General features: G+C 51.1%; 11 protein-coding genes and 1 other RNA gene. 10 read left to right on the top strand and 2 right to left on the bottom strand.

From position 1 onward, the window contains the following. Window positions 1-415 precede the first annotated feature (415 nt). Together ULO1_RS10130 and ULO1_RS10125 are read left to right on the top strand one after the other, a co-directional pair. Window positions 416-763 (top strand): helix-turn-helix domain-containing protein, encoded by a 348-nt coding sequence (locus ULO1_RS10130; RefSeq protein ID WP_079933501.1) that lies wholly within the window; start codon window positions 416-418, stop codon window positions 761-763. 2 nt (window positions 764-765) lie between these two features. Beyond that, a complete protein-coding gene (locus ULO1_RS10125) occupies window positions 766-1,500 on the top strand; it encodes an ImmA/IrrE family metallo-endopeptidase (protein WP_079933500.1) in 735 nt (244 codons plus the stop codon). A 235-nt stretch (window positions 1,501-1,735) separates the two neighbouring features. Here the strand turns inward: ULO1_RS10125 and ULO1_RS10120 are convergent, their stop codons facing one another. After that, window positions 1,736-2,530, bottom strand: coding sequence for an enoyl-CoA hydratase/isomerase family protein (locus ULO1_RS10120; RefSeq protein WP_159446883.1), 795 nt, complete (start codon window positions 2,528-2,530; stop codon window positions 1,736-1,738). Window positions 2,531-2,586: 56 nt separating this feature from the next. Continuing rightward, complete coding sequence (locus ULO1_RS10115) at window positions 2,587-5,811, bottom strand: DEAD/DEAH box helicase (RefSeq protein WP_079933498.1); 3,225 nt, start codon at window positions 5,809-5,811, stop codon at window positions 2,587-2,589. Between the two features lie 138 nt (window positions 5,812-5,949). On the opposite strand from ULO1_RS10115, the gene ULO1_RS10110 reads away from it, so the two are divergent. From ULO1_RS10110 to ULO1_RS10070, 8 genes are all read left to right on the top strand, one after another. Further along, window positions 5,950-6,177, top strand: a complete 228-nt coding sequence (locus ULO1_RS10110; RefSeq protein WP_078664707.1) for a hypothetical protein — start codon at window positions 5,950-5,952, stop codon at window positions 6,175-6,177. 62 nt (window positions 6,178-6,239) lie between these two features. Next, window positions 6,240-6,794: an IS607 family transposase gene (locus tag ULO1_RS10105; protein ID WP_242947932.1), complete on the top strand. Its 555-nt coding sequence runs from the start codon at window positions 6,240-6,242 to the stop codon at window positions 6,792-6,794. Window positions 6,795-6,852: 58 nt separating this feature from the next. Beyond that, a complete protein-coding gene (locus ULO1_RS10100) occupies window positions 6,853-8,280 on the top strand; it encodes a zinc ribbon domain-containing protein (protein ID WP_079933497.1) in 1,428 nt (475 codons plus the stop codon). Between the two features lie 553 nt (window positions 8,281-8,833). Then, window positions 8,834-9,098: signal recognition particle sRNA large type (gene ffs, locus ULO1_RS10090), an RNA gene on the top strand. 66 nt (window positions 9,099-9,164) lie between these two features. Further along, the gene (gene dnaX / locus ULO1_RS10085; RefSeq protein ID WP_079933496.1) at window positions 9,165-10,805 is read left to right on the top strand and encodes a DNA polymerase III subunit gamma/tau; all 1,641 of its coding nucleotides are present in this window, start codon (window positions 9,165-9,167) and stop codon (window positions 10,803-10,805) included. A gap of 11 nt (window positions 10,806-10,816) precedes the next feature. Continuing rightward, window positions 10,817-11,134 carry a YbaB/EbfC family nucleoid-associated protein gene (locus ULO1_RS10080; protein WP_078664702.1) on the top strand — a complete coding sequence of 106 codons (318 nt, stop codon included), beginning with the start codon at window positions 10,817-10,819 and terminating at the stop codon, window positions 11,132-11,134. Between the two features lie 24 nt (window positions 11,135-11,158). Then, complete coding sequence (recR, locus tag ULO1_RS10075; protein WP_079933495.1) at window positions 11,159-11,758, top strand: recombination mediator RecR; 600 nt, start codon at window positions 11,159-11,161, stop codon at window positions 11,756-11,758. Window positions 11,759-11,814: 56 nt separating this feature from the next. Beyond that, entirely contained in the window at window positions 11,815-12,075 is a 261-nt protein-coding gene (locus ULO1_RS10070) for a pro-sigmaK processing inhibitor BofA family protein (protein WP_079906315.1), read from the top strand. Window positions 12,076-12,090 lie beyond the last annotated feature (15 nt).

Below are 12,090 nucleotides of genomic sequence, written 5' to 3'. Positions count from 1 at the left end.
CCTATTTTGTGTTAAATCGAATTAATTCCCAGCTTGACAAATTCTAAAAAATTTTATGCAACGCTACTGATAGAAACAAATATAAGTGATACAGTTTTTGAAAAAAGGGGGAGTTTCGGCCTTCTTGCTGAAACTCCTTTTCTTTATCTCCCACAAAATTCCGACTTCTTTTCCTCAAAACACCAGTATACGGGCTAGTTCCGGCAAAAAACCCCCTCAATAAACAGGGACCTTGTTACAAGCAAAGGCCAGAGGGACCTGCAACTAACTACTCTCCTGTTTTCATCTACATAGAAAAATTTTTGTCTCGAGCTAATTAAAGCAGGAAAATCGAGACCACACGTTGAATATAAATGTAACAAAACGGTTACAAATATAATATAATGACAGAGAAATGTAACAAAGGGGGGTATTTATGTCTGACTTGACTTATGAATTAATCGGGCAACGTCTAAAAACTGCAAGGGAGCTTTCAGGTCTTACTCAGTCGCAGGTTGCCAATTATTTGGGCATTCGTCGAGAAAACATCTCTTATTATGAGAATGGTACACGACCAATAGACACTATTACCCTTAGCAAACTAGCTGATCTTTACGGTTATTCGCTAACATATTTTTTAAAATCGGAAAAGGAAGAAGATATATCATCCTTATCGGTAGCTTTTCGGACCGAGGAATTATCCAATGAAGATTTAAAAGTTCTGGCCTGGGCCAAAAGGTTTGCCAGAAATTTAAGTTCTATTAAACAATTACTGGAGGAATAATAATGAATCAATTAGAGTTAAAGGCACGAGATTGTGCGATTGAAGCAAGAAAAATGAATAATTTAAATACGATCGAACCTGTTGATACATTTAAAGTGTTAAAATTGTCAAATATTTCATGTATTAAAAAACCAATGAGCAAGATATCGGGTATATATCTGAAAACAGGGAAGGTGAAGGTTATAATTATTAATACGTCAAAAACCGTTGGACACCAGCACTTTACGGCTGCGCATGAGCTTTATCATTGCTATTTTGATGACGGCTTAGTAGAAATTGCTTGTTCTACCAGTCGCTTTGACAAAAAAGATGAAAGAGAGTTGCTGGCTGACCTATTTGCTGCGTATTTTTTAATGCCCGAGGATGGTATTTTACATCATATATACCAAAGAGCTCGTAATATTAAAGACATTGATATTAATGATGTAATATTTCTAGAACAGTTATATGGTGTTAGTCATAAGGCAATGTTAACGAGACTTGTGCAGCTTGGACTGATATCGGAAGATAAGAAAGAAGAATTATTACCCAACATTAGATATAATGCCAGGGTTTTGGGATATGACGATTATCTATATTTGCCTACAAACGAAGAAGCCATAATATCCGAATACGCTGAAAAAATTAAAATGGCCTTCGATAAAGGGATAATTACATTTTCACGGTATGAAGAATTATTAGCAGAAATAGGACTTGATTTATATACAGAAGAGGAGGTCTTAGACTATGTTGACTAGACCTCCTCTTGTTCTTGATACGGATGTTATTTCCTGTTTTGCCTGGGTAAAAAGGTGATTTCAGAATCTGAGGCTCAAAATGTATGGACAGAGATGATTAATAAAAAGAGGCAGCTTCCCTGTAAAACTATTAAGGAAGTAATTGATTTTTATAAGTATGGACCGGGTGCGAAATTAGGTTTGCAAAAATACTAAAAGGGAGTCTCAGACCTGTACGCTGAAACTCCCTTTTCCCCTACCTTCCCCGGAATTCCGGTTTCCTCTTCTCGAAAAAAGCCCTGACCCCTTCTACATAATCCTCGCTCAGACAGGACTGCATGATAGTCTGCCGTTCCAGCTCCAGGATGCGGGCTAGTTCCGGCAACAGCCCCTCATTGAGCAGGGCCTTGCTGCGGGCAAAGGCCAGAGTGGGTCCGGCGGCCAGCTGCTCGGCCAGCTGCAGAGCTGCCGCCGGCAATTCCTCATCAGCTACCACCCGGTGCACCAACCCCAGAGCCAGGGCCTGTTCCGCCCCGATTACCGGGTCCAGTAACAGCAGTTCACTGACCCGGCCCAGGCCCAGCACGGCTCCGGCCAGGTAGGTGAAGGCTCCATCAGGAGTGAGGCCGGCGCTGGTATAGGCCTGCTTGAAGCGGGCAGATGCGGCAGCCAGGCGCAGGTCACAGGCCAGAGCCAGGGTGAAGCCGGCACCGCCTACGGCGCCATTGATGGCAGCGATGACCGGCTTGGGCAGCAGGCGCAGGTCCATAATGAAGCGGTTCAGGCTCTTGGTCACATCCCGGAAGAAAATACTCTGCTGGGGAGTGCCGATGGCACTGCTGGCCTTTTTTAAGTCTCCGCCCACGCTGAAGGCTTTGCCGGCACCGGTGATCACCACCGCCCGGATGGTATCATTTTCCCGGCAGTGCTCGATGGCCTGGATCAGCTCCTCGCCCAGCTGGCCATCCAGAGCGTTGAATTCCTGGGGCCGGTTGAGGGTGATGAAAGCTACTGCCCCTTTTTGTTCCAGTTTCACTTTCTCCCAGTTCATTTCTCTCTTACCTCCCATTTTTTTCATTTCTACCTTAGACCGTCTGGCTGTAATTGTCAACCCGTGGTGGTCAGATCAAACAATTCCCTTAGCTCTGCTTCTGTCAATTTGGAGAGGAAAGTTTCACCGGGCTGGATGACGGAAGCGATCAGTTCCTTTTTGCGTTGTTGTAGAGCAAAAACCTTTTCTTCAATAGTGCCATGGCTGATCAGCTTAATCACCTGAACGGCCTTGTTTTGACCGATACGGTAGGCCCGGTCGGTGGCCTGTTCCTCGACAGCGGGATTCCACCAGGGGTCATAGTGAATAACCATATCGGCACCGGTAAGATTGAGACCGGTACCCCCGGCTTTCAGGGAAATCAGGAAGACTTTGCCCTGGCCCTGGTTAAAGGAGTGGGCCATGCTCAGGCGTTCTTCTGGCTTGACAGAACCATGAAGATAAAAATGCTCGATACCTTCTCCTAACAGGTACTGGTGCAATATGTCCAGCATCGAGGTAAACTGGGAAAAAACCAGCACCCGATGGCCGCTGGCCAGAGCATCAGTCAGGACTTCCTGGAAGAGCTGGAATTTGCCGCTGTCCCCCCGATAGTTGTTCAGGAAGAGGGCGGGATGGCAGCAAATCTGCCTGAGCCGGGTGAGGGCGGCCAGAATTTTCATCCGGCTTTTCTCAAAACCGGCGGCAGCCAGTTCCTGGGCTATTTCACCCCGGGCCTTTTTCAAATAGGCCAGATAGACTTTTTGTTGCTCGGCGGTGAGAGGAGCCTTGATTTCCGTCTCGATTTTTGCCGGCAGCTCCTTCAACACATCCTTTTTCACCCGGCGCAGGATGAAGGGTTTGACCAGACGGCTGAGTTCGGCCAGAACTTCGGGATTGCCCCGGGCAATGGGCAATTCATATTTGCGGCGAAATTCTTGATAATGGGGGAAATAGCCCGGGAGAATGAAATTGAAAATGGACCAGAGCTCGGCCAGGGAGTTTTCTATGGGTGTACCGGTTAAGGCAAAATAGCTTCTGGCATTGATTTGCAGGACCGATTTGGCATTAACGGTCTGAGCATTTTTGATGTGCTGGGCCTCGTCCAGAAAACAGTAAACAAATTGCTGCCGGGCATAAAGTTCAATATCCCGCCGGATCAAGCCATAGGAAGTGATGACAAGATCCCACTGGCTCAGGTTTTCCAGCAGGGCCTGCCGGTCTTTGGGGGACCCCGAGACCACCAGAACTTTCAGTTCAGGGGCGAACTTGCGAGCTTCGGCTTCCCAGTTATAGACCAGGGAGGTAGGAGCGATGACCAGGGATGGTCCTGGAGAAGTGTCCTGTTCTGAAAGCAAGAAAGCCAGGACCTGCAGGGTTTTCCCCAGCCCCATGTCATCGGCCAGGATGCCGCCCAGGCCGTGGGCGGCCAGGGTTTTCAGCCAGCGGAAACCGGTTTTCTGGTAGTCTCGCATCACCTTTTGCAAAGAAGCAGGCACTTCATAATCATTGTCCTGGGGCTCCAGGATGGACTGCACCAGCTGTTTAAAAGCCCGGTCGCGGCGAAGATTGGGCAGATTGTGCTGGCGCAGAAAACTGTCCAGATACATGGCCCGGTATTTGGGCAGCTGGATGGTGGCTTCCTGCAGGGCGCTGGGATCGAGATTCAGGTTTTCCAGCAGCCGGGCCAGTTGCTGGAGTTCCTGTTGCTGCAGGAGCAGGAAAGAGCCATCCTTGAGCCGGTGGTATTTTTTCTTTTCCTGCAGGGAAGCCAGGATCTCCCGCAACTCCTCTTCGGGCAGGTCGGGGAAAGTAAAACTGACTTCCAGCAGATTATCTTCCTCATTCAAACGCACCCGCCCGGAAAAATCCAGGGTCGGGCGTACCCGCAGTTTTTTAAATTCCTCGGAATAGAAGATTTCAGCCAGTTCCTGCAGCCGGGGCAGATAAGCAGTAATAAACTCCAGTACCTTTTCTTCCTCATCCAGGTAAATTTGACCCTGGTTGACGGTGAAATCGGCCAGTTCCAGCAGGGAGAGAATGGCATTTTCCTTTTCCTGGTCCCGCACCAGCAAAATATCTCTGGCCGGAATCTGGTTGCTGAAGGGATTGATAGTAATAGTACCATATTCAAACTCTACCCGGGCGCTGATTCCCTGTTCCCCGTAGCGGTCGAAATAGATGCGGGCTGCCAGGGGCTGGCGGATAAAACGGCTGGCCAGTTCTGGTGCGATCTCCAGCTTGCTTATTTTTTCCAGAGCGGGCAGGAGCTCGGTAGCGAACCGGTCTTTGTGTTCTGAAGCAAAAATCAATCGCTTTTCCTGATTTAACACCTGAGCCAGAGGTAAAAAGTATCTTCTTTGCTGATCGTCTTCGACCTGCCAGATTTCCTCCTGATAGAAGAAAAAGCTGCCATCCCGGGTCAGGGGGCGGGGGGGAATGTCGTTTTCCACCAGGGATAATACCAGTTCGTCATTTGCGGCAGCTAAATTAAAGCCAAGGGATAAACCCTGTTTAATCCGGGTTAGTTTGCTGTGATTGCCAGGTAAACATAAAACAAAAGATTTTTCCTTCAAACTGTGTAGCAGCTGGGCCAGATGGTAATCGCTCAGGGGCAAGGGACGTTGTTTGAAATGGGAAGTGGTCTCATATCGGTCAACAGCGGCATACTGTTCATACATTTCCTGCAAAAAGTCAATTACCGGCTGGTCACAGGCGGCAAAGGATTGTTTGGTCGGTTCAAATGTAAATTTCTGGCCAAATTCCAGCGGTTGTCCTGTTTGAAGAGAACTGACAAACTGATTCAGGTCCCTTATGACATAGAGGCGGGACAGACCGATTTTCAGGCCCAGGTAAGCAAAAATAACATGATCCATTGGTTGCAGGGTCAATTCCACTTCCAGATTTAGTTCCTGCTTAATGGGAGAAGTAGGGGTAACGGCTAAATGACTGAGCAGTTTAGCCCCCAGCTGACGGGCTCTCCGGTTTTGCATAGCCTGAGGGTCAAAGGCATAACCGGTTTGTAATGCCTTCAGTACCGCAACTACATGTTTGCAGATTCCTGGCAACTGGTCATGGGCGGGACAGGTGCAGTAATAATGCCAGGTACCTGAAGGGTAAAAGCGGAGACGAATATTGTAAAGATTGCGATTGCTGACTATGGCCCGAAATTCGTCCCTGTCATGGTCATATTCAATGTGCTTAACCAGACCGTCCGCAAAATATTCCAGGCCCCGTTCGTAGACTTTGGGGCTGGAGGCGGCTTGTTTGATTTGTTTTTCACTGATTTCTGGCACATTCATGGGTATTTTATCCTTCCTTAAATATTTTATATTTAAACCTTAGACTTTTTTATTCCGCCTGTCAACAGGCAGCAGGAATTTTCCACCTTCTGGCGAAAACAGAAAAATGAAATCAAGACAAAAAATGGGGGAGTAAAGATGGGGGAATTGCGCAATCTGTCTGCCTGTATTGAGGAGGTCAGGGAGGCGGCTCTCAAATATGAACCTGGCCCACCTGATCCCGCGGACTACCAGGAGCTGCGACAGCGGCTGGCTGCCTGTCGCGGCAAATTGCCGCCTCTGTACCGGCAGGCAGTATTTGATCCTTTTGACCGGGCCTTAGTGGAGCTGGGGCCAGGAGGTAAGAAACAGCTTCTTTTCTTTTAGCAATTATCCAAAATAGGTATTGACAACCAACATCACCTGATACACCAATATGGTGATGTTTTATGAAACTTTACACAGTGAGCGAATTCGCTGAAAAACTTGGGGTCAGCGTATCGACCTTGCGTGCATGGGACAAAGAAGGCAAATTGGTCGCCCTGAGCACGCCTACCAATAAAAGAAGATACACGGAAGAAATGTTATACCGGGCGCTGGGAATAAAGAACCGCCAGGAACCAAAGAAAATTGTTTTATACGCCCGGGTATCGTCCTTCGGGCAAAAGCCTGATCTGGAAAACCAGTTGAATTATCTGAAGGAATTCGCCGCCGGCAAAGGGCTGGCTGTGGACGAAATACTTTCCGATGTCGGCTCTGCCCTCAATTATAAGCGCAAGAATTTTTTGAAGTTGTGCGGGATGGTCACCCGGGGAGAAGTCAAAACGGTCATCATCGCCCATAAAGACCGGCTGGTTCGGTTTGGATTCGACTTCTTCGAGGAATTGTTCGCCAAATTCGGCTGCGAAATCCTCGTGGCCAACAAATCCGAAGACATGTCCCCAGCCCAAGAGTTGGCCGAAGACCTGATCAGCATCGTCCAGCATTTCGCGGCACGGCTGTAAGGCCAGAGGACCTATAAAGCTCGCAAGTTGACCAAAACGGTGAGGGAGGTGTTAGCCAGTGCAGCAGACGGTCAAGCAGAAAAGTCTGCCGCTGAACAAAGATAAGTGGGCCAGGATAACTGAGACGGCAGAAGCATATGCCAGGCAGAAGAACTCCTTCCTGGTGGAGTACGGGCATGTGAAATACCTGCACTATCTGGGTAAAAAGCGGAAGCTGCGGGACGAGCTGGTTGCAGCCGGTTTCACCAGCCCTTTCGGGCTACAGGCCCGCCAGTGGAAGCTGGTTTTGGACGACGCCCTGTTCACCCTGGAGAGGCAGTGGGAGGCCGCCATCGTCGGGGTCAAAGAGCGGCTTTACCGTCATGAAGGCCTGTCTGACGAAGAAAAGCACTACGCCTTCTGGCTTTTATATAGAGATGAAAAGCGCGGCCGGGATTGGAAGAGGCTCCAGGCGATTTTCACTCATGAAGACGTGGTTAATCAAAAAATAAGTTTGGACTCAGAGGGCCGTGCCAAGGTGAGAAATTATCTGAAGCGCGCCTTTCGCCGCATCTTAGGCACAAGGCCCCGCGTCAAAAAAGCCCGCAGTTTCGTGGTAGACCAGCAAATGTACCGTGTATTTAACACGGGAAAGCGGCAGTATATTGCCGTAGCGACATTAACCCCCGGCGAAAGGGCGGTCATACCCTTGACTGGGATACACGCCATGCGAGGCAACCTGCGGGTAGTCCTCTTTCCGGACGAACAAGCGGTGGAAATCCATCTGAGCAGGGAACCGCATACTTACTCGCCTGGTGAGGGAGAGGCGGGCATCGACCTGGGCGTGACGGAAGTATTTACCGATGATACTGGCAGAAAATACCGGCCCGAATATGGTGAGGCTCTGCAAGAAATGTCCGACCATATTTTGGACAATAGCCGGAAACGCGGAAAACTCTGGGCCTTGCGCCGGAAATTATTGGAGCAGGACCCACCCAAAGCCCGGCGTATCTTAAAACACAACCTGGGCCTTATCAAGCAAACCAGGAGAAACAAAAGATATCGGGCTAGGTGCGAAAACGAAATCAACCGGGCGTTTAACGAACTCTACAAAAAACGCCGGCCGCAGATCATCGCTTATGAAGACCTCGCCCACCTGCGCGGCAAAGCCAAAAGCAAAGGCCTCTCCCGCAAGGTGAGCGGCTGGCAGCGAAACATCATCAAGGAGTGCCGGGAATACAAGAACTACGTCTACTCCGTCACCGACCCCGGACCGCAAAACGCGGCCTATTCCAGCCAGGAGTGCCCGCAGTGCGGTTGGGTTGACGCCAAGAATCGCAATGGAGACATTTTCAAATGCCGCCAATGCGGTTTTACTGCCGATGCTGACCAGGTAGCAGCTATGAACCTGAAAAAAAGGCTGCACGACGAAGAGATAACCCGTTACACCCCGTATAAAACAGTGAAAGAAATATTGCTCCAGCGTTATAATCAAAAGGCTAATTAACCTTTTAGTCTCCCGGGATGTTCCCGGGAAAGGGCAGGGATTGGCCCGGGTGGGAGAAAGCTCCGACGGAACGGGCGTTGGCTGACAGCGGCGCACGCGAAGCGGGCTTTGACGATGAGGTTTCCCCTCCGGGAAACTGAGCGCCGCCGGGTAGCTGGGGCTGAGATGTACGGCGAACGGCATTTCGGCCGGCCAAACCGTTCCTGCCCTTCAGGTGGGAGCCCGGTACTCAGGCAACTGTGCGCCGGGTGTCAACACCACCCCGCCGTTTGGAAGCGTTTTTGCAGCGTGACTGTTTCGGGCGGGACTCCAGAAGCCCGTGGTCCGCCTGCCCCGTCAGCCGGGCAGGTGGGGGTACCCGGCCTCTCGGAGAGCGTAAACTGCTTTTGCTGTCAACTTTATGATTATTTGATAGAAGTTGATAGTAAAATTGAAACAGGCATCTATGCTGCCCATGTGGTGGCACTAAAATATTTATGCCACTCCTTTCCTCTTGCATTTATCCTTGCTTTCAGGGTATAATAAACAAGTCAAAGCAGTCAATAAAGTTTGGTCGTGCTAGATGGGGAGGTAGCGGTGCCCTGTAACCCACAATCCGCTAGAGTGGGGTCGATGCCCGGCAGCGGGTCTGTTTCATGGGGTCCGGTCTCCGTAAGTGGTGTGGACGGTTGGGTCCTGCGCAACACAAGCTCTCGAACCGTGTCAGGTCCTGACGGAAGCAGCACTAAGGGATGTCTTGGGTGTGCCGCGGGAGTGCCTGGCCTGAGCTAACTGCGGGGATAACGCCTGGGAGGCAGGATTCAATGCCGGGTGCACGACCATTAAATTTGCTCCAGCAGGTGGTTTTTTAACCGCCTTTTTTTTAAAGCCATGGGGGGATAGGTATGGCTTATCTGGCCTTATATCGGGAATGGCGGCCCAAAACCTTTGCGGAAACAGTAGGGCAGGAGCATGTCAGCCGGACTTTGCAAAATGCCCTGCGCACCGGCAGGATCGCCCATGCCTATCTGTTTTGTGGGCCGCGGGGAACCGGCAAAACTACCACAGCCAAATTGCTGGCCAAAGCATTGAACTGCCGCACGGGCCATGGTAGACCGGTGCCGGAACCCTGTAATGAATGCGAAAACTGTCAGCGTATCAACCAGGGCAACAGCATGGATGTCCTGGAAATCGATGCTGCTTCCAATCGCGGTATCGATGAAATTCGGGAACTGAGGGAAAAGGTCAAATTTGCCCCTACCGAGGGTTATTATAAAGTCTACATAATTGATGAAGTACACATGCTGACCAATGAAGCCTTCAATGCCCTGCTCAAGACCTTAGAAGAACCCCCGGGCCAGGTGGTTTTCATTCTGGCGACTACGGAACCCCATAAAATCCCTCTCACCATCCTTTCCCGTTGCCAGCGCTTTGATTTTAAACGCATACCATTAGAGGATATTATGGCGCGCTTGCGGGAGGTGGCGGCAGGAGAAGGGATTAAAGTAACAGAAGAAGCCCTGCTCCTCATCGCCCGGGCAGCGGAAGGGGGTATGCGGGACGCCCTCAGCTTGCTGGACCAGGCGCGGGCCATGGCGGGAGAACAGGTGGAAGGCGACCATATTCGCGCCATCCTGGGGGCGGTCAGCGGGGAAAAAATCGCCCGGCTGCTGGACCAGCTGATCCGCCGCGATCTGGCAGGAGCTTTGCAGCTGGTAGGGGAACTGGTGGAACAGGGCAAGGATTTGCGCCAGTTTGTGCGCGATTTACTGGAATATTTGCGGGATTTGCTGGTTATCCGGGTAGCCAGGGATGTGGATCAGGTTCTACGCACTTCCCCCCAGTACTGGGAACGCTTGAAGGCCCAGGCCGAAGCTCTGACGCCGGCCCGGGTCCAGCAAATGATTAATATTTTAACAGAAACCGAACAGGGCATGCGCTGGAGTCAGCAGCCCCGCCTGTTGCTGGAGCTGGCTTTGATCAAGGGGCTAAGTCAGGAAGGGTCTGAGGTGGAGAACAATCTGCAACAGCAGGTAGCTCAGCTGCAGGCTGAACTGGAACGACTGAAGGCAGCAGGACCGGTAACGGCTGGGCCGGCCCCTGGGGCAACACCGGTCGCCAGGCCGGTTACACGGGGCAAAAAAGTAGAACTGGCAGCCAGTGACCCTGTATTAATGAAACAGGTTCAGGAGGAATGGCCCCGGGTGCTGGAACTGTTGCGCAAGCGTATGCAGGTACGGGCTTTCGTGGTGGAAGGGGAACCACTGCACTGTGATGGCCAGACCTTGAGCCTGGTTTTTCCTGATGAAAAAAGCTTTCATCGCGATCGGCTGCTGCAGGGTACGAATCTGGAGATACTGGAAACCGCGGTGCAGAAAGTACTGGGCCGGCCCCTCAGGGTGCAGGCTTTGCTGACCAGTGAGATTGCCGGTTCGTCCAACGCAGCTGTTGCAGAGAAGAACAAACCGGATCTGGCTCCTGAGGAGCTGGTCAAAACTGTCCAGGAAACCTTTGGGGCAGCGGTACCGGTGGAAATAAAGGATTAGGAGGCAGGAAAATGTTTGGTGGCAATATGAATCAAATGATGAAACAAGTGCAGAAAATGCAAAAGGAAATGGCCAAACTGCAGGAGGAAATCGCTCTGAAAACAGTGGAAGCCACTGCCGGCGGCGGTGCTGTGCGAGTAGTGGCCAATGGTAAGCAGGAGCTGCTGAGCCTGGAAATCAAGCCGGAAGCAGTGGATCCGGAAGATGTGGAAATGCTGCAGGATATGATTCTGGCAGCTGTCAATGAAGCCTTGCGCAAATCCCAGGAAATGGTGGCAGCGGAAATGGCCAAAATCACGGGAGGGTTGAAAATTCCCGGTCTTTTCTAATCTGATCGACAGAGGATGATTGGCATGTATAGTTATTCTGAGCCTATCGCCCGTTTGATTAATCGCTTTTCCCGCTTGCCGGGCATCGGGCCCAAAACTGCCCAGCGCCTGGCCTTTTATCTGTTAAATGCCCCTGCCGAAGTGAGCCGGGAGCTGGCGGAGGCTATTCTGGAGGCCCGGGAGCAAATCCACTTCTGTCAGCGCTGCTGCAACCTCACTACGGCCGATCTCTGTGAAATCTGTCGGGATGACAGCCGGCAGGGGGATTTGCTCTGCGTAGTGGAGGAGCCCAGGGATGTGGCAGCTTTTGAGCGTTTGCGGGATTACCGGGGTTATTATCACGTTCTGCATGGAGCCATCAAGCCCATGGAGGACATTGGCCCGGAACAGCTGAAAATCAAGGAGCTGTTGCAGCGCCTGCAGACAGAGCCCATCACAGAGGTAATTCTGGCCACCAACCCCACCATCGAGGGGGAGACTACCGCCATGTATCTGGCCAAATTGCTTAAACCCCTGGGAGTTAAAGTAACCCGTTTGGCCCATGGTCTGCCGGCGGGGAGTGTACTGGAATATGCCGATGAAATGACCCTGGCCAGCGCCCTGGCGGGGCGGCGGGAAATTTAGGCAGTAATATCGGGACAGCCTGCCGCATATGCTGAAGGTAACGGGGGGTGACAAGCATGGTCCTCAGTTACCTGGTGGCAGCGGCAGTCCTGCTGTTGCTTTTATATGCGGTGGGGCTCTATCTGGCCCGGCCCCTGAAAATCCTCTGGTGGCTGGTAACGCGGCTGGCCCTGGGGGCGGCAACTCTGCTGCTGGTCAACTGGCTTACCGGCTGGCTGGGTTTCAGCTATCCCTTTAACTGGGCCAGTACGGCCCTGGTGGGATTTCTGGGCATACCGGGATTTGTGTTACTGACAGCTTTAAAAATTGCCATGTAAGCCCGATGGGAAAAT

Origin of the sequence: Carboxydocella sp. ULO1, from assembly GCF_002049255.1 — a bacterium.
Classification (GTDB): domain Bacteria; phylum Bacillota.
The sequence above is the reverse complement of the archived record's forward strand: the minus strand, read 5'-3'. Positions and strand labels throughout refer to the sequence as shown.

What these genes read in the sequence shown, in the direction of transcription:
- ULO1_RS10070 (WP_079906315.1), top strand. Translation starts at nt 11,815, where the DNA reads ATGGTCCTCAGTTACCTGGTGGCAGCGGCAGTCCTGCTGTTGCTTTTA.
- ULO1_RS10115 (WP_079933498.1), bottom strand. Translation starts at nt 5,811, where the DNA reads ATGAATGTGCCAGAAATCAGTGAAAAACAAATCAAACAAGCCGCCTCC.
- recR (WP_079933495.1), top strand. Translation starts at nt 11,159, where the DNA reads ATGTATAGTTATTCTGAGCCTATCGCCCGTTTGATTAATCGCTTTTCC.
- ULO1_RS10105 (WP_242947932.1), top strand. Translation starts at nt 6,240, where the DNA reads ATGAAACTTTACACAGTGAGCGAATTCGCTGAAAAACTTGGGGTCAGC.
- ULO1_RS10125 (WP_079933500.1), top strand. Translation starts at nt 766, where the DNA reads ATGAATCAATTAGAGTTAAAGGCACGAGATTGTGCGATTGAAGCAAGA.
- ULO1_RS10120 (WP_159446883.1), bottom strand. Translation starts at nt 2,530, where the DNA reads ATGAACTGGGAGAAAGTGAAACTGGAACAAAAAGGGGCAGTAGCTTTC.
- dnaX (WP_079933496.1), top strand. Translation starts at nt 9,165, where the DNA reads ATGGCTTATCTGGCCTTATATCGGGAATGGCGGCCCAAAACCTTTGCG.
- ULO1_RS10110 (WP_078664707.1), top strand. Translation starts at nt 5,950, where the DNA reads ATGGGGGAATTGCGCAATCTGTCTGCCTGTATTGAGGAGGTCAGGGAG.
- ULO1_RS10080 (WP_078664702.1), top strand. Translation starts at nt 10,817, where the DNA reads ATGTTTGGTGGCAATATGAATCAAATGATGAAACAAGTGCAGAAAATG.
- ULO1_RS10130 (WP_079933501.1), top strand. Translation starts at nt 416, where the DNA reads ATGTCTGACTTGACTTATGAATTAATCGGGCAACGTCTAAAAACTGCA.